This is a genomic window from Oceanobacillus sp. CF4.6 (assembly GCF_051262635.1).
Classification (GTDB): Bacteria; Bacillota; Bacilli; order Bacillales; family Amphibacillaceae; genus Oceanobacillus.
On record NZ_JBIMEX010000003.1, the window covers coordinates 21,215 to 38,336 of the forward strand.

The 17,122-nt window shown below is 39.8% G+C and carries 15 protein-coding genes and 1 pseudogene; 5 read left to right on the plus strand and 11 right to left on the minus strand.

What is annotated here, in order from left to right; genetic code table 11:
- Window positions 1-60 precede the first annotated feature (60 nt).
- The 4 genes from ACHABU_RS07055 to ACHABU_RS07070 form a co-directional block, all read right to left on the minus strand.
- Complete coding sequence (locus ACHABU_RS07055) at window positions 61-732, minus strand: response regulator (RefSeq protein ID WP_435763749.1); 672 nt, start codon at window positions 730-732, stop codon at window positions 61-63.
- Window positions 733-848: 116 nt separating this feature from the next.
- Entirely contained in the window at window positions 849-1,613 is a 765-nt protein-coding gene (locus tag ACHABU_RS07060; RefSeq protein WP_435763751.1) for a tyrosine-protein phosphatase, read from the minus strand.
- 191 nt (window positions 1,614-1,804) lie between these two features.
- A complete protein-coding gene (locus ACHABU_RS07065; RefSeq protein WP_435763753.1) occupies window positions 1,805-2,506 on the minus strand; it encodes a CpsD/CapB family tyrosine-protein kinase in 702 nt (233 codons plus the stop codon).
- On the minus strand, window positions 2,481-3,242 hold the full coding sequence (locus ACHABU_RS07070; RefSeq protein ID WP_435763755.1) for a YveK family protein: 762 nt from the start codon (window positions 3,240-3,242) through the stop codon (window positions 2,481-2,483). The genes ACHABU_RS07065 and ACHABU_RS07070 overlap by 26 nt, the downstream gene beginning before the upstream one ends.
- A 341-nt stretch (window positions 3,243-3,583) precedes the next feature.
- Between ACHABU_RS07070 and ACHABU_RS07075 the strand changes: the two are divergent.
- Window positions 3,584-3,790 (plus strand): annotated as a pseudogene (locus ACHABU_RS07075) (UPF0236 family transposase-like protein); the annotation flags it as partial.
- A 220-nt stretch (window positions 3,791-4,010) separates the two neighbouring features.
- Here ACHABU_RS07075 and ACHABU_RS07080 read toward each other — a convergent pair.
- Window positions 4,011-5,174: a nucleotide sugar dehydrogenase gene (locus ACHABU_RS07080; RefSeq protein ID WP_435763760.1), complete on the minus strand. Its 1,164-nt coding sequence runs from the start codon at window positions 5,172-5,174 to the stop codon at window positions 4,011-4,013.
- Between the two features lie 488 nt (window positions 5,175-5,662).
- Between ACHABU_RS07080 and ACHABU_RS07085 the strand changes: the two genes are divergently transcribed.
- The 3 genes from ACHABU_RS07085 to ACHABU_RS07095 all read left to right on the plus strand — a co-directional run bounded on the left by ACHABU_RS07085 (window position 5,663) and on the right by ACHABU_RS07095 (window position 9,179).
- The gene (locus tag ACHABU_RS07085; RefSeq protein WP_435763762.1) at window positions 5,663-6,721 is read left to right on the plus strand and encodes a LysM peptidoglycan-binding domain-containing protein; all 1,059 of its coding nucleotides are present in this window, start codon (window positions 5,663-5,665) and stop codon (window positions 6,719-6,721) included.
- 556 nt (window positions 6,722-7,277) lie between these two features.
- Complete coding sequence (locus ACHABU_RS07090) at window positions 7,278-8,291, plus strand: ABC transporter substrate-binding protein (protein ID WP_435763764.1); 1,014 nt, start codon at window positions 7,278-7,280, stop codon at window positions 8,289-8,291.
- A 48-nt stretch (window positions 8,292-8,339) separates the two neighbouring features.
- Window positions 8,340-9,179, plus strand: coding sequence for an ABC transporter permease (locus tag ACHABU_RS07095; protein ID WP_435763766.1), 840 nt, complete (start codon window positions 8,340-8,342; stop codon window positions 9,177-9,179).
- A 370-nt stretch (window positions 9,180-9,549) separates the two neighbouring features.
- On the opposite strand, the gene ACHABU_RS07100 is transcribed toward ACHABU_RS07095, so the two are convergent.
- From ACHABU_RS07100 to ACHABU_RS07115, 4 genes are all read right to left on the minus strand, one after another.
- Window positions 9,550-9,780, minus strand: coding sequence for a hypothetical protein (locus ACHABU_RS07100; RefSeq protein WP_435763768.1), 231 nt, complete (start codon window positions 9,778-9,780; stop codon window positions 9,550-9,552).
- Between the two features lie 127 nt (window positions 9,781-9,907).
- Window positions 9,908-10,930 (minus strand): hypothetical protein, encoded by a 1,023-nt coding sequence (locus ACHABU_RS07105; protein ID WP_435763770.1) that lies wholly within the window; start codon window positions 10,928-10,930, stop codon window positions 9,908-9,910.
- Window positions 10,931-11,553: 623 nt separating this feature from the next.
- The gene (locus ACHABU_RS07110) at window positions 11,554-12,213 is read right to left on the minus strand and encodes a hypothetical protein (protein ID WP_435763772.1); all 660 of its coding nucleotides are present in this window, start codon (window positions 12,211-12,213) and stop codon (window positions 11,554-11,556) included.
- The gene (locus ACHABU_RS07115; protein ID WP_435763774.1) at window positions 12,161-12,493 is read right to left on the minus strand and encodes a nuclease-related domain-containing protein; all 333 of its coding nucleotides are present in this window, start codon (window positions 12,491-12,493) and stop codon (window positions 12,161-12,163) included. The genes ACHABU_RS07110 and ACHABU_RS07115 overlap by 53 nt, the downstream gene beginning before the upstream one ends.
- Window positions 12,494-12,742: 249 nt before the next feature.
- On the opposite strand from ACHABU_RS07115, the gene ACHABU_RS07120 reads away from it, so the two are divergent.
- Window positions 12,743-13,093, plus strand: a complete 351-nt coding sequence (locus ACHABU_RS07120; RefSeq protein WP_435763776.1) for a hypothetical protein — start codon at window positions 12,743-12,745, stop codon at window positions 13,091-13,093.
- A gap of 176 nt (window positions 13,094-13,269) precedes the next feature.
- Here the strand turns inward: ACHABU_RS07120 and ACHABU_RS07125 are convergent, their stop codons facing one another.
- Both ACHABU_RS07125 and ACHABU_RS07130 read right to left on the minus strand, forming a co-directional pair.
- Window positions 13,270-14,070 carry a hypothetical protein gene (locus ACHABU_RS07125; RefSeq protein ID WP_435763778.1) on the minus strand — a complete coding sequence of 267 codons (801 nt, stop codon included), beginning with the start codon at window positions 14,068-14,070 and terminating at the stop codon, window positions 13,270-13,272.
- A gap of 18 nt (window positions 14,071-14,088) precedes the next feature.
- Complete coding sequence (locus ACHABU_RS07130; protein ID WP_435763780.1) at window positions 14,089-15,957, minus strand: zinc ribbon domain-containing protein; 1,869 nt, start codon at window positions 15,955-15,957, stop codon at window positions 14,089-14,091.
- Window positions 15,958-17,122 lie beyond the last annotated feature (1,165 nt).

A 17,122-nucleotide genomic window follows, 5' to 3' on the forward strand; every position in this document is an offset into this window, starting at 1 on the left:
CATAGTACTATAGAGGCAGTCATGTTATTAGTGACTTTCGACAAAAAAAGTAATAAATAGTCAATAATCCTTATTTGCTTCTGCTATCCGTTTAAAAAAGGCAATCGCCTTTGCTCGATTATGAATCTCCAGCTTATTATAAATCTCACTAATATAATTTTTAACTGTGCCTTCACCAAGAAACAATTTGTTAGCGATTTGGTTATTCGAATAGTTTCCCATTAATAAATATGCGATCTCAATCTCACGCTTCGTGAAGTTGTAACCAATTCGTTCCATTGCTAGTGCGAAGATTTGTTTCTTGCTCATCGTTAGTTTACGTATGCGTCTTGCTAGTATTCTAGCAACATCACCAGAAAACACAATTTCCCCACCATGGGCCATTCGAATCGTATCAATCAGCCGATCCGCATGAAGTGCTTTGATTAAAAAACCGTCTGCCCCAACACTAATAGCCGAAATGACCAGTTCTTCTTCCGCCTTGGTGGTGAGGAACACGACCTTTACTTCCGGATAATTCTCCTTCAGATAATATGCCGTTTGTATTCCATCCATATCCGGCATATGAATATCCATTAGCACGACATCAGGCCTGAGTTGCTCCATCTGTTGGATAGCCATTTCTCCATTATGTGCTGCCCCGATCACTTTTATATCGTCTGTGCGCTCAATGATTGCTTCTACCCCATCACGAAACAATCGTTGATCATCTACTACGATTATATTAATCAACTAAATTTCCCCTTTTAAACGTATTGTCTCTGCTCCCCTAACGTTTTCTCTTTATCTCTATTTTATAGTAAGGGATGTACAAGAACACGTACATCCCACAGATTGCCCGTATACATCTAAAAAAGCCCGAGAAACTTCTTCTTTTTAACCTGTGCCGGTTCCATTCGATTCACATTCATATTGTCCAATAGCAGCTGGCTGTTTTCCAAAAACATATAAAAATAGTCACTGCCATATTCGTTTTTTAATTCGTGAAATGCCTCGTCCATACAAAATCCCCGTGTTGTAGTATTATGTGCATCGGATGCGATAAAATGTGTAAGGTTAGCTTCTACGAGTTGATGTGAAAACTTTTGAATATTTTTTCCGAATTTACCGACAAGACTTGCTGCGGTAACTTGTGTAAGCGCACCATTTTTTACAAATTCATAGAGCCTGGAAGGATGCTCGATTAATTCCTGATTCCTCTCGGGGTGAACAATGATAGGAGTATAGCCTGCTACCTGTATATCAAACAGCATCTGACTGGAGTACCTTGGTACATTAGCTGAGGGAAATTCAACAAAAAGGTATTTCGTATGATTCAAAGAAAGTAATTTCCCATTTTTTATATCCTCAATCATTTCACCGTTAATACGGGTTTCTTGACCTGGAATTACAGTAAGCGGAATATCTTCTGTCACCAATAATTCGCTTAATATTTGAACATTATTCTTAATCGATGCGCGCTCATTATCGTATTTGCCATTTTTATTGTGAGGGGTTGCAATAATGGTAGTTATCCCTTGCGATACTGCTTCTCTTGCCATTGCAAGGCTGTCTTCTTCTGTTTTTGCACCATCGTCTATCCCGGGTAATATATGGGAATGTATATCGATCATTGCCAATCACACCTCTCTATTAATCAATTTCTGAAAATATAGTTATATAATTAAATTCTATTATACTTGACATACTAGTTTCCTACAATATAATCCAATTTTTTATCTTAACAAAATTTTACATTTCCCCCAATTTAGTATTCATAAAAATGAAAAACTCTCTGCGGATAATCACAGAGAGCTCTTACAATCTAATTCGTACCATAATAGTAATAATAATTAGAAGCTTTCTTCTCACGCCCGTTTAAAACAGTTCCCAGTAATTTTGCTTGAGCCGGCTCCAATATTTCTTTCGCCTTATTGGCTGCTTCCAAATCGGTATGCTTGCTACGAACAACAAGTAGAGTTCCATCTACAATGTTAGCCAGAATCTGCGCATCCGTCACGGCTAATACTGGCGGTGTATCGAAAATAACAATATCATACGCTGCGGTTACTTCCTTTAAGAACTCAGCCATCTTTCTTGATGCCAATAACTCAGATGGATTCGGTGGGATTGGTCCACATGAGATGACATCTAAATTATCAACATCTGTTCGATTAACGGTTTCATCCAACGTATTTTGTCCAACGAGTATATTACTAAGTCCCCTTAAGTTATCAAGGCGGAATGTGTAATGTACCGTTGGTTTCCTGAGATCCGCATCAATGAGAAGTACTCTTTTACCTGTTTGGGCATAAACAACTGCCAGGTTTGCAATCGTCGTCGATTTCCCTTCACTTGGTCCGGAAGATGTAACAAGTAAGGATTTTATATCATTATCTACGGATGCATATTGTATATTTGTCCGAATCGTACGGTATTGTTCAGAAACAGGTGATTTCGGATTCAGCTTTGTAATGAGATTTCTCATCTTATTGCCTGGTCTAGATTGATTTTTCTTGCGCGCCATCAAAGCCACTCCTTCGCTTACGACTTGATTGGAAATTGAAATGATTCCCTCTGATATCCTCTTCTTCTACCCACGAGATAACACCAAGTATAGGCAATCCTAATTTATTCTCTACATCATCTTCTGTCGTTATCGTATTATCAAGGTATTCGAGTAAGAATGCGATCCCTACACCAACCATCGCTCCTAAGACAATTGCAATTGCAATGTTCAGGATTGGATTCGGAGCAACTGGCGATGGATTTGGGCTTAGTTGTGCTTCATTTAGAATACTAACGTTATCTACATTCATAATTTCAGGAATTTCGTTCTGGAAGATTCCTACAGTCGTATTGGCAATATCCACAGCTGTTGCAGGATTTTCGTCTGTTGCGGTTACCGTAACGACCTGAGAACTATCTGCACTAGAAACTTGAATCTTTTCTCCTAGGGCTGCAGAAGAATAAGGTAGATTTAATTCTTCAACAACATCATCTAAGATGGCAGGACTTTTAATTATGATGTTATACGTATTAATCATTTGAACGTTTGTTTGTATATTGTTTGTATTATATTGAGTTGGATCCTGCAGCTCTTGATTTACAATAAACTGTGAGCTCGATTGATAGGTAGGTGTTAAGACAAAATAACTTATAATTGCAGCGACAAGCGCAGCGCCAAACACAAATGCTAATATCATTAATAAGCGCTTCTTCACAACCCCGAAAATCTCTTTCAGGGAAATCGTTTCTTCCATTTCGGTACCCCCAATAATTTTTTGTTTGTCTAAGATTGTAGAATTATATATATCATTTCACTACTTTTTGACATTACAATATGGAATTATATCATATTAAAGTTTGAGAGAGTATGTTTTTTTGAAATATTTACGATTATTCTATATTTTTATGGGGGTACTGTAGAAGATTTTCATAGGTATATTACAAAAAGTTTACTAATGTCCGTTAGAGTAAAATTTTTATAGGAGAACAAAGAAGAGTCTAGCAAGCGGAGCGCGGTAGTTTAAAGATGAAAAAGAGGACCTTCATTTGTATAGTTATAGTTCACCACAAACAACAACTATAGAAAGAGTTAGAACAAATAACATACCGTGCATTACAGGAAAGTTTTTCTCAAGTGATGGCACAAACGCTGCTGGAATTAGATGATGCGATTGCTTCAGGGAGAGATAAGAGTAGATTTTATTTAAAGGATAGAAGAACATTAAAGTTTGAATCTGTCTTTGGGCAGGTGGAACTGAAAAGAAATTATTATCAGGATAGAGAAACTGGAAAGTACGTCTAAACTATACAAAATAAGGGACTTTAATAAAACTCCCACAAGTACCTGACTCAATCCAAATGTCCTATCTATCTATAATTTTTTCGATATCGGAGCTATACTAATGGTATTTTCTGTTAGGTATTGGATAAACAGAAACACATTGCCAAGGATGGTAACGGCTTGAGATCGTGGTGGGGGTCAGGCAGCTGCATTCCCAGAAAACGATATCTATTGCATCACATTAATCCCTACGAAACAAATCCCTCGTATACACCTTATCCGTTACTTCACGTAAATCATCAGATAATCGATTAGCGATGATCACATCTGATACGCGCTTAAATTCTTCAAAGTCATTCATTACTTTAGAATTGAAGAATATCTCCTCATGAAGTGTTGGCTCATATACAACAACCTCAATACCTTTCGCTTTAATACGCTTCATCACTCCTTGGATAGCTGATTGTCTAAAGTTATCAGAGTCCATTTTCATCGTAAGTCGATAGATACCTACTACGTGAGGATTCTTCTTACTAATCATTTCGGTAATATGGTCTTTTCTTGTTCTGTTCGCATCAACAACAGCCGTCATTATATTATTAGGCACGTCCGAATAATTCGCTACTAACTGTTTTGTATCTTTAGGAAGACAGTAGCCACCATACCCAAAGGAAGGATTATTATAATGGTCTCCAATTCGTGGATCTAGTCCCACGCCATCGATAATTTGCTTACTGTCTAATCCTCTTACCTCTGCATAAGAATCGAGCTCATTAAAAAATGTTACTCTCATGGCAAGGTATGTGTTGGCGAATAATTTAATTGCTTCCGCTTCTGTTGCGTTTGTATACAACACAGGGATATCTTCCTTCATCGCTCCTTGAACGAGCAAGTCTGCGAATACTTGAGCTCTATCTGATTGTTCACCAACGATGATACGTGAAGGGTATAAGTTATCGTACAAAGCTCTCCCTTCCCGTAAAAATTCAGGTGAAAAAATAAGATTATTTGTTGCAAATTTCTTTTTTATTTTTTCTGTGTAACCGACGGGAACGGTTGATTTGATTACCATTACCGCATCTGGATTAATCGATAGCACATTAGCAATAACAGCCTCAACCGTGCTAGTATCAAAATAGTTTTTTTCCGGATCATAATTTGTTGGTGTAGAAATAATAACGTACGCTGCATCTTTATACGCTTTGTAATTATCTGTTGTTGCAGTCAAGTTTAGTTCCTTCGCCAAATATTCCTCGATTTCATTATCACTGATTGGCGATTTTTTGTTATTAATCATATCTACTTTTTCTTGCATGATATCAAGAGCTGTTACTTCATGATGCTGAGCCAATAATATAGCATTTGATAATCCAACATAGCCTGTTCCTGCGATTGTGATTTTCATTATTGCTTCGACCTTCTTTCCTTGTGCTGACGTTTACAGCCCCTGTGCCTTGCATGAATGTTTATTTTGTTCTCTTGTACAATAGCATAAAACACAGCTACCTTTTGTCGAAGACAGTCACTTTACAATAATAAAATAAATTTAACTCTCATCGATTCTGGAAGGATGTAGATCTTCGGTTTAGTGATTGAAGGCGGCGGGGGTTGGGAACTGCATCCGACATAAAATGACAAAATCCGGGAAGTGACAGGCACCTGCATTGCGAATATTGGCGAACTAAAACACGCATGTATATTACAAAGAGATTACAAATGTCCTATCAATCTATGATTTTTTACATAGAGGAGCTATACTAATGTTAGTTTCTGTTAGATTTTGGATAAACAGAGATACATTTCCAAGGATGGTAACGGCTCGAAATTGCGGACTTCGTTTTTGGGACGCGTATTTCTTAGGTTACAGGAGTTGGACAACAGGGGGAAAGAAAAGTGACGAATAAGAAAATATTTATGTCGGTTACTGCCTCAGCAGCTATTGCATCAGCATTCTTTGCGGTAGACGAAGCAGAAGCAGCATCATATAAAGTTCAACGTGGGGATTCACTTTGGTCTATCGCACAGAAACATAGTACAAGCGTATCGGCTTTGAAATCCGTCAATAGTCTAACATCTGACATCATTTTCCCGAATCAGGTCATTGAAACAGACCGCAGTACAGTGTCAACGTCAGGAACAAACTCTAATTCTACTACTATATCTACTAATACATCTACTTCCTATACAGTTAAAAGTGGGGACACCTTAAGTGGCATCGCCTCGAAACATAATATTTCTCTATCGAACTTGATGAAATGGAATAACTTGAATACGACTTTGATTTATCCAGGGAATAAACTCTCTGTAAGTAAGGATGGCGGATCGACTGCTAGCACTCCTACAACGACGACTGAGAAGCCTTCAAGTACAGTTGGTTCCACATCTGTTTATATCGTTAAATCCGGGGATACGTTATCTCGCATTGCATCACAAAATGGCGTAACGGTATCTAACTTGAAATCATGGAACAGCTTGAAATCCGATTTGATCTTGATTGGACAGAAATTGAATATCGGTGGCACTGCTTCAACTACGAAGCCTGTATCCAGTAGCAGCGCGACCAAAGCACCTGCAGCAGATGTGGATTACAATGTGGACAAATTGATCAGTGTGGCAAAAGCCCAGATTGGCACGCCATATGTATGGGGTGGCACAACTTCAAGCGGTTTTGATTGCAGTGGTTTCATCTATTACGCATACAAACAAGCCGGCATGGACATCAGCCGCACATCCGCACAAGGATACTTTGATCGTTCATATTATGTAGGCTCCCCACAAGTAGGAGACCTCGTATTCTTCGAAGGTACATATAAAGCAGGAATCTCTCATATGGGAATCTATATTGGAAACAACCAAATGATCCAAGCCGGCTCCAGTGGCGGCGTACAGATTACAAGCTTAGATAATTCTTATTGGAAGAGTCATTTTGATAGTTTTAAGCGGTTTTATTAAATAAATGGTTTGTGGGAAGGAACTCTAGCGAGGGCTGGGGTTCTTTTTTTTGTGTGGGTGGGGAAGCACGGGGTTGCGCGACTTCGGAGGAGGACCGCGCAACTTTCGAGGGGTATTGCTCAACTTCGGACGTGGACCGCGCGACTTTCGGGGATTATTGCGCAACTTTGGACGGGGGTTGCTCAACTTCGGCCGGGGTTCGCGCGACTTCCGGAGGTTATTGCTCAACTTCGGATGGGGATTGCGCGACTTTCCGGATTTATTGCGCAACTTCGGATGGCGATCGCGCAACTTCGGATGGCGATCGCGCGACTTCGGGCGGGTTATTGCGCGACTTCGGCCGGGGGTTTGCGCGACTTTCTGGCTTTATTGCTCAACTTCGGCCGGGGTTCGCGCGACTTTCGGGGCTGTTTTCCTTACCTTAATAATTATTTAAGAATTTAATTTTATCAGTTTTAAGATAGGCGATTGTAGTCTATCATTCCTTTTCTATGAATTTTTCAGGTTGATAAAACCTATTAAACAGATATAATTACTAATAGAAAGGAGAGAGAAAATGAGAAATAAGTGGAAATATATTTGGTCATTTATGTTATGCCTTTTGATCGGATTAGGTATATACAGCAGTGCAGCGTCAACGGAAAATAGTGAACCAAGTAAAGGAACCATTACCTTTGCTGATGCTGGGTGGGATAGTCTGCTCGTACATAACGAAATAGCAGGATTCATTGTTGAAAACGGCTATCATTATAATTTTGAAGTTACGAACGGTTCTTCCGCTGCGACATTTACAGGTCTTCGAACAGGGGAAATCGATGTTTATATGGAGCTTTGGTTCAACAACCTCAAAGAACCCTATTTGGAGGCGCAAGAAGCTGGCGAAGTGGTCGAACTTGGGACTAATTTCACAACAGATATGCAAGGTTTTTTTGTGCCGACGTTTGTCATTGAAGGGGATCCAGAAAATGGGATTGAACCGATGGCACCGGATTTAAAAACAGCTGAAGACTTAAAAAAATATCCGGAGCTGTTTCAAGATCCGGCAGATCCGTCTAAAGGAAGAATTGTTGGTGGACATAGTGGTTCCGTTGCTCAGGAAATCATGAAGCAAAAGGTTCAAACATATGGTCTTGATGAATATTATAATTACTTTTCACCTGGATCTGCAGGCGCAACAAGTGCATCCATCGAAAAGGCATTTAAGAATTTTGAGCCATGGGTTGGTTATTACTGGTCACCAACATGGATTTTGAGTAAGTATGAAATGACGCTTTTAATCGAGCCCGAGTATGAGCCAGAGATTTGGAATGAAAATTATGGAACAGCCTTTCCGGAAAATCAAATCTATATTGTTTCGCATAAAGATCTTCCCCAACGGGCTCCAGAAATTACTGAATTTCTCGGAAACTATCAAACAACGAATGAATTAACAGGGGAAGCGCTGCTATACATGCAAGAAAATAATGCAAGCGCAAAGGAAGCTGCACAGTGGTGGCTGAGCGAACATGAGGATTTGTGGAGAGAATGGGTTCCGAGTGATGTTGCTAAGAACGTAAAATCAGCTCTATAAAACAGAATAGAAAGTGAGGTGAGAGGTTGTACCTAGCAACCTTTACATATGTTTGAATACCCAGAAAATCTAACCTACCATTTTGGTAATTATATAAGCGATATTGTTGATTGGCTGACGGTACATTGGAGTGGCTTCTTTGATGGGATTTCATCTGGACTTTTATGGATGCTTCTTCATTTAAATGACTTTCTCACGTGGGTCCCTTGGTGGTACTTTATTTTAACGGTATTTTTATTGGCTTGGCAATATAAATCGGTGTCATCAGGGATTCTGTATACGTTATTTTTACTATTGATTTGTACTTTTGGTCTATGGGATATGACGATGTTCACGTTAACGATGGTCATGGCGAGTGTGGCCGTCTCTGTCATTATTGGGATACCACTCGGCATCGTCATGGCACTGAATAAACGATTTGAAGTCCTTTTCAAACCGGTACTTGACGCCATGCAAACCATGCCAACGTTTGTTTATCTCATTCCGGGTATCTTTTTCTTCGGATTAGGGCTCGTTCCAGGTGTCATATCTACCATTATTTATGCATTGCCACCGATTATCCGACTGACGAACCTCGGAATCCGCGGCGTTCCAAAAGAAATGGTAGAAGCCGGTTTATCATTTGGCGCGACCAAATGGCAATTATTAAAAAAACTACAGTTACCACAAGCACTACCTACCATCATGCTTGGCGTCAACCAAACAACGATGATGGCACTTGCCATGGTTGTCGTCGCCTCCATGGTCGGTGTGGAAGGCCTCGGTTTAGAAGTATTAACAGCTCTAAACCAAATTGATGTTGCCAAGGGATTTGAAGCGGGTATTAGTATTGTATTTATCGCGATTATTATTGATCGATTGACACTTGCTATATCGGAAAGACCTTAGGGATTGTGTGGTTTTCTGGCTTTATTGCGCGACTTCGCGGGGGATTGCGCGACTTTCGGGAATTATTGCTCAACTTCGGACGGAGACCGCGCGACTTTCGGGAGTTATTGCTCAACTTCGGGCGGGGATTGCGCGACTTTCGAGCTTTATTGCTCAACTTCGGACGGGGATTGCGCGACTTTCGGGCTTAATTGCGCAACTTCGGCGGAGAATCGCGCGACTTTCGGGCTTAATTGCGCAACTTCGGCGGGGGATCGCGCGACTTTCGGGCTTAATTGCGCAACTTCGGCGGGGGATCGCGCGACTTTTAGTTTCTGCAAAAGATTACTTTAATAAAGGAACTCCGACAAATCGGAGTTCCTTTTCTACATTAACGCAACGACTTCCTTATTTTGATAATTTCTTTTAGATCTAATTTTATCAGCTTTGCAATATGCTCATCCGAGAAATCTTCACGTATTAACTCTTGCGCAAGCATCTTTTTCGTTTCTTTTCGACCCTCATCTCGGCCTTCTTCTCTTCCTTTTACTAATCCCTCATCTTTTGCATCAGCAAATAACTCAGCTATTGTTGGTGGTAGTTTCTCTTTTTCAGCTCGCATCGTGTGCGACGCCTCCTTTCCTATTAATGCTTAATTTCTTTTTTAACTCGTTTGGAACGTGGAGTAGATAATCGATGTTGCGGAATAAACTACTTAGTAGGAGGATGTTTTTCTATTAATGAACTACTCACTGTAATGATTTTCTTAGCCTCACTACTTCTTCTATTCCTAATTTCGTTAATTTTGCAATATGCTCATCCGAGAAATCTTCACGGATTAACTCTTGTGCAAGCATCTTTTTCGTTTCTTCTCGCCCCTCATCTCTTCCTTCTTCTCTGCCTTTCTCTCTTCCTTCTTCTCTTCCTTTTACTAATCCCTCATCTTTAGCATCAGCAAATAACTCAGCTATAGTGGGTGGTAGTTTCTCCTTTTCTGCACGCATCGTGTGAGACGCCTCCTTTCCTATTAATGGTCTGATATCTTCACTTAATTTCTTTTTTAATTCGTCTGGAACGTGGAGTAGATAATCGATGAAGTAGAATAAACTAGTAAGATATGTGCGGGTATTTTCATGTTGCGAACTAAATTTCTGTAGAATTTCAATCATTAATTTCCGTTTAAAAAGGTAACGTTTATGTGACTCATTTTTCGTTTTACTCGCATAAATGCCAGCTAACACTGCTGCAGCAAATGGGTTTGATGATTGCTCCAATTGTTCGATATCTTTCCCATGGAATTCGTACATATTATATGCATATTCAAGTTCTGTGCCAAAAAATGAATAACTAAATCGATTAGATTTACTCGACTGTTCTGCATCTGTTATTAAGGCAATAGCATAAATTTCCCGGTTAAATTTATCGTAAATTTTATAAAAGTACTTGAACATCCGCTGTGAAAATTCCTTCCCCGCTATTCCCTGGACTTCCACATGAACCAAAATCCACCTTTCCTTACCATTTTTCATAAATACCTTCACAATTTGATCCGCATTAACCCTCCCTTTCTTTTCAATTATTACTTCTTTAAAAAGCTCTTGCTGCAGAAATTCGGGCTCTATCGTAAAATCAATTTCTTCATACAGACCTGGAGCAAAAAACTGGATAAACGCTTCGAATAATTCCCCAATTAGTTTTTTCCATAACCCATCCTGATCTGGTTGTATAGCTTTATAATCTGAAACATCTTCAAAAACAGTAATTGTTGCCATTATTTTACCACATCCTTTTGTGAATATTAATTTCTTGTTGCAGCTACTTTGGGGAGATTGCACACCTCCCGAGCTTGTTGCTCAACTTGGGACAGGGTGCGCGCGACTTTCGGGAGGTAATGCTCAACTTCGGCGGGAGATCGCGCGACTTCCGGGCTTTATTGCTCAACTTCGGACGGGGATCGCGCGACTTCATGGCTTTATTGCGCAACTTCGGCGGAGATTGCGCGACTTCATGGCTTTATTGCGCAACTTCGGTGGGAGATCGCGCGACTTCATGGCTTTATTGCGCAACTTCGACGGGAGATCGCGCGACTTCATGCCTTTATTGCGCAACTTCGGCGGAGATTGCGCGACTTCATGGCTTTATTGCGCAACTTCGGTGGGAGATCGCGCGACTTCATGCCTTTATTGCGCAACTTCGGCGGGAGATCGCGCGACTTCATGGCTATATTGCTCAACTTCGGCGGTGGATCGCGCGACTTCATAGCTTTATTGCGCAACTTCCAACGGGGATCGCGCGATTTCCCGGCTTTATTGCGCAACTTCGGACCGGGATTGCGCGACTTCCAGGCTTTATTGCTCAACTTCGGCCAAAGATCTCGCGCGACTACCTCCCCTCTTCATTTCAGCTTGATCCATATTTTATGCTCCTTTTGATATGCGAGGTTACTGGATTGCAGTATTCTTGTAGCTAGGCTTCTTGAATTAATTTTCAAAAAGCGCATGCATTCTTTGTTCGATATTGCATTTCCTGAACATAATAAGTAATCAGATAATGTTCTTTTATGTGCATGCTTGGATTGTTTATTACAGCGTGGACACAGCCAGTTTGCGTATATCCGCTCCATCCCCAACCATCCACATTCCGGACACTGCACCCCCGGCATTAGATCGCTCACCTTCACCCCATGCTTGGCCATAATATCTTTATCAAAATCGATACGTTCTCTCTGTATTTCATATCCAAGTTTTTGATGAGGCATTGGCGACCGGTCCGTCAGTTCTTGCTCCATCTCCATTATTTTCTTAGGAATATGCTCTCCGCGCGCTACCACTTTAGCGATATCTTCCTGATCACCTATAACTTCAATGATCGTTTCTGGATTACTAATTGCGATTAATGGGTAAATTGGAAGGTTAGGCAGACTTCTATCCTGGAGCCAGTTTTGTAATTTGATTTGTTGGAATTCGACCTGTGTGATGGGGTGATGAAAACCCGTTTCCTTTTCACCGTCGTCGCGAGTGAATTGATAGGATGGTGTTAAAGATAATTTTGCCATTGTAGTTTTTCACTTCGATGAGGTAAATCGCGTGGTCTGTGATTAGAAGATTGTCTATCTGGAAGGTTTGACCGTTTACCTTTAAGCAAACATCTGGGAGTATGGTGTATCTCTGGGCGAGCACGGACAAGTAATAATCAACTTTCATTTCCCCGATATAGCCTTTATGAGATTTTGCTAATTCATATTGAATCTCGGCCAACCGTGGGAAGTTTTTGGGGATTCTCGGTGTGAGGGCTTCGTATTTTTGAAGAATAAGAGGTTTTGGACGTTTACTCATTTTCACGCACTCCTTTTTACATATATTATAAGCGTTGGGTTCGATTTATCAATTTGCTAAAATTTCAATTTGTTAAATGAAACGAAGCCGAAATTGTCCCAGAGTCTTTGGAAAATTAAATTTCAATTTATCGAAAGAAGTTTTTTTCCTTTTTCGCACATTTTTAGGCTTTTTTGCAGGAAATATGTCAATTTATGTTTGGACGGATGTATGCTATATTAGAACTATCAGAAGCGGGAGGTGAATGACATGGAAAAGGAAGATCAGATTATTGAAATGCTTGAGAAGATTATGGGTTCCTTGGATGAGCATGGTCGTATTCTTAAAGAGCATAGTAAAAAGCATGATGAACACAGTGCTCAGTTTAAGGAACATGGAACTCAACTCAAAGAACATGGTCAACTATTAGCAGCGCTTCGGTCTGGACAAGAACATCTGAAGGCAGAGATGGATGGAATGAAGATTGGCAACGCGAAAGAATTTGGTGCATTAAAAGAGGAAATCAGTCTCGTCTCTACCAATCAAGAGCTTATCCGTGAAGACACGTGGGCAAATAAAGTAGACATACATCGAATTAAAAATACAATGGGAATGAAGTAAAAAATAAATCCCATATACTCCTAAGAAAAAGTCTACTAAAAATATAATACCTCAAAATCAAACCCGACCAGGATACCACAATCCCAGTCGGGTTCACTTTTCGGAAGCACGGGGACGGTTCTCTTGCTTCCATTATTTTGAAACGGAAGCAGAAGAACCGTCCCCATGCTTCCGTTCTATAGGAAGCTGGTTAATCTATCAAGGTCTTCTAATATCCCGAATACGAAACTTCTGATGATGATATAAGATATAAACATTGCTAGGGCGGAGGAGCCAAGCGATAGATACACTTTTTGATTTGATGTGTTTTTTACTTTTTCTGAAACAAGAATTACCGGAAGCATAAATGTTACAAAGAATAAGGAAAGTGACATTAAGGTTAATGTAGTAGGAATAGATCCAGCCAACCCTGCTAATATACCTAATATATTGATCGCGATAAATGGGGTTAACAACCCACCAAATTGTGCAATTAATTCTTTACTTGTAACGGTACTCTTTCCTAATTTACTCATCGCAAGTGTACTCACCCAAGCAATAGCTACAAATAATAATGTAATGAAAATGACGCGGAATACAATGGCAAAGAAAGGAACCGTGACGTTCATATCACTTCCTAGCATACTACCAAAACCCATTGCTGCTTTTGATACAGAATTAATCAAGAGATAAAGGCCGATCGCTAATGCAATGACGTAGATAGCAATATTAATTAATCCATTTAGGAATAAGTTCTCATTAGAAGACAATGCTTCTGAAGGATTTTTCAACAAACGCATAAAATACGCTCCAAAGTCTTTTAAAGCGGTTTTCACATCTATATTCGATTGCTGGATTGGCACATTCGATGCTACAGATGCAGCAGTTTCTTGTTTGACTTGATCACCCGCCGGCACGTCACTAGCCATTGTTGTTCCGCATAATTCACAAAACTTCCCTGAATCTTGTTCATGATTACATTTGGGACATTTATTCATTTTCATTCTCCTCTTTTATCAGTCTCTATTTGTTTCTACATAATCAATTTTTGTAATTTTATAACCGCCATCCGTTATAGTAACGTTGTAAACCTTATTCCGATCATAATCAATCTGCTCATCCAAATGATTCGTAAAGACGAAAATTTCATTTGTAGTTACTTCTATTGTGCTATCATCGATTTCCTTTGTATCCATCACTTCATTCGCCGTGAATTCATATGTATAGGCAGTATCTTTTAAATTACCGACATATTCCTCTAATTCATCATATGCGTGACTATCCACTTTCAAATAAGACTCTATCAAACTAAAATCCTTTGAATTCAATGAATTCTCATATGCATCCCGAAATTGAAGCACGAACTCTCCGGCATCAGAGCCTTCTACAGTTGTAGTTGCACTTGCAATATTTTCATCAATCCAATTAGACTTATGGATGACTGGCTCGTCGACAGTATATTCCTTAACATTTTCACTATCCATGCCCCAGCCGCTTTCATGTGAGCTTACAAGCCACCCCTCAGCTTTTTCATCGTATTGCAACTCATATTCCATAGACCAACTTTCCTCTGTATCCGCATACTCGGGATAATCGATATCATAGCTGGTAAAGTTACCTGTTAAATCCAATGACATTCCAGCTGTCCAACTATCTTCTTCCTTATATAAGCGAATGGAATCCAGATCATAAACAGATCCAAGGTACTCTATTTCTAGAGCTTGACCATTTTCCATCGCATAAGTTGCTTCCTCCAAGGTACTATCTTGAAGTGATTTTGTTGCCACATTTAATTCGCTACTATCAACAGATGTCACTGCTTGAATCATTTGCTGATTATACTCATTTGCTGTATCCATAAGCACAGTCTGCAATTCTTCATTCATCATATTGAGTTCCACATAGTCACTTTCAATTGGTTGTTCATCCATTTTTACTGTTCCCCAAGGCAATTCAACTTCTACAGCGAGTGTCATCGACCCGTCGGTTAACACAGGGCCAAATGTAGGATTCTCATAGAGATTTATCCCAACATCATTACCGTTAATAAATAATTTTGCATTCCCGTCCGTAGCTGGCATCTGTACAGTCACTTGATCCGCTTCCAAGTACATTCCAATGGATTCCGTACCATTTTCCGGCATTAGAAGAATTTTCTCTTCTTTTTCCAAATCAATAAAATCAGTGCTCCATGCAGCCTTCACGGAATGATAACCAGGAACATAAGGACCGAATGTACTTGAGTAATCAGGGCTATCTGCAGTACCTATCTCTTCTTCATCAATAGATAAAACCGTATCCTTATAATTTGTTTCTACCGTCAGATAGACAGGTTCAATTACTAGGCTATACCGATCGTAAAATAACAACTTACTATCCGGCTGTAACTTTATGAGATTACTCTCACTCCATGAATCAACTGCCATAGCATGATTCGATTGATCGAGCAATTGCGATTGTTCGTTTAAACTAGTAACAAGCGGATTGATTTCATCCGGATGCTCTTCGAAATAACGGAGCAGACCTGCTACTGCATCCTTATCAATCTCTAGCTGCTTATCATTGGATGTTAGATAATCAGCGATTTCTTCAGCATTTCCCTCTATCAGTGCGGTTTGAAAACCATCAATTAAACGTTCTTTCGATAATAATGTATTCATAAATGTATGTAGTCCAAAAAATAATACAACCACTGCGCCTATCGATATCCACATCATCTTCGTTTTCTTCGACATTGGTTGTTTCGGTACTAATTGTGGTTCTGGTGCTGATTCCTTCTGTTCTATTAACTTACTTTCACTTGCAGCAACAACGGGGTTTCCACATTCCTTACAAAATAAGGCATCTTCTTTTAAGGAAGACCCGCATTCTTTACAAAACTTCATCCCTTCTCCTCCAATTCATGAAAATTGCAAATACACCCTTCTTTATAACTAATTATTACATAAAAATGGTAAAATTGGAACATACTTCTTGGAAGCACGGGGACGGTTCTCATGCTTCCATTTTCGACAATAAACGACAATATACCGGGTAGTAGACAGTTCACACCGTGATTTATACGAGTATCGCGGGAACTTCGAGCGGGGTTGTATATTTCTTGTACTTAGAAACGCACAGTATTCATCTAACGGTTTCGTTTTAAGAGTACAAAAACAGAATATAGCACGCCAAATAGCAGTCTAATATATCGCGCACCGTTCTTTGTTATTTATTTGATTGCTGCTTCGATGTATTCGAGAACTTGGACAGATGATATCATAGGATGAGGTGAGTTGGAGAATTGCTTTTATTATTTTTTTATATGGCTGGTTCTCCTGTGCTATCTATAATTAGTGGAATCATTATTACTTTTATTATTACGATTGTTGCAAGGGGCGAATGCTAATACACATTTCAACTAATGGGGCTTTTGTTAAATAAGGCATTAAGCAGAAACGCTCTGAGTTTTTACACTGAAGGGTTCCGTTTTGAGGTGCATATTGAATAAATGACAATGGAAATTTTACTTAGAAAAACCGGTGTCCATTTAGATGTCAATTGCCTTTTATTTTTTTTAGACAAAAAGGACCTCTATCAAGAGATCCTGGTCAATGTTATTATCAAACTAAAGTACAATTGAGTTGAGGTTGAACTTTTATTTCTCCTTTTGGAAGCGGGTTCCCGCGCTTCCTCTACGGTGGTGGATTTTGTAGACTTTGAATAGTTTGTGCGCGACTTTTAGGTGAAGTTGCGCAACTATTGTAGGTTACCGCGCGGCTTTCGGGTCATATTGCGCAACTTTCGTAGGTTATCGCACGACTTTCTGTCATATTGCGCAACTTTCGTAGGTTATCGCGCGGCTTTCGGGTCATATTGCGCAACTTTCGAAGGGTATCGCGCGACTTTCGGGTCATATTGCGCAACTTTCGAAGGGTATCGCGCGACTTTCGGGTCATATTGCGCAACTTTCGAAGGGTATCGCGCGACTTTCGGGTCATATTGCGCAACTTTCGAAGGGTATCGCGCGCCTTTCGGGTCATATTGCACAACTTTGGTAGGTTACCGCGC

Coding starts and splice junctions, on each gene's coding strand:
- ACHABU_RS07060 (WP_435763751.1), bottom strand. CDS start 1,613: ATGATCGATATACATTCCCATATATTACCCGGGATAGACGATGGTGCA.
- ACHABU_RS07065 (WP_435763753.1), bottom strand. CDS start 2,506: ATGGCGCGCAAGAAAAATCAATCTAGACCAGGCAATAAGATGAGAAAT.
- ACHABU_RS07070 (WP_435763755.1), bottom strand. CDS start 3,242: ATGGAAGAAACGATTTCCCTGAAAGAGATTTTCGGGGTTGTGAAGAAG.
- ACHABU_RS07080 (WP_435763760.1), bottom strand. CDS start 5,174: ATGAAAATCACAATCGCAGGAACAGGCTATGTTGGATTATCAAATGCT.
- ACHABU_RS07090 (WP_435763764.1), top strand. CDS start 7,278: ATGAGAAATAAGTGGAAATATATTTGGTCATTTATGTTATGCCTTTTG.
- ACHABU_RS07095 (WP_435763766.1), top strand. CDS start 8,340: ATGTTTGAATACCCAGAAAATCTAACCTACCATTTTGGTAATTATATA.
- ACHABU_RS07100 (WP_435763768.1), bottom strand. CDS start 9,780: ATGCGAGCTGAAAAAGAGAAACTACCACCAACAATAGCTGAGTTATTT.
- ACHABU_RS07105 (WP_435763770.1), bottom strand. CDS start 10,930: ATGGCAACAATTACTGTTTTTGAAGATGTTTCAGATTATAAAGCTATA.
- ACHABU_RS07110 (WP_435763772.1), bottom strand. CDS start 12,213: ATGGCAAAATTATCTTTAACACCATCCTATCAATTCACTCGCGACGAC.
- ACHABU_RS07115 (WP_435763774.1), bottom strand. CDS start 12,493: ATGAGTAAACGTCCAAAACCTCTTATTCTTCAAAAATACGAAGCCCTC.
- ACHABU_RS07120 (WP_435763776.1), top strand. CDS start 12,743: ATGGAAAAGGAAGATCAGATTATTGAAATGCTTGAGAAGATTATGGGT.
- ACHABU_RS07125 (WP_435763778.1), bottom strand. CDS start 14,070: ATGAATAAATGTCCCAAATGTAATCATGAACAAGATTCAGGGAAGTTT.
- ACHABU_RS07130 (WP_435763780.1), bottom strand. CDS start 15,957: ATGAAGTTTTGTAAAGAATGCGGGTCTTCCTTAAAAGAAGATGCCTTA.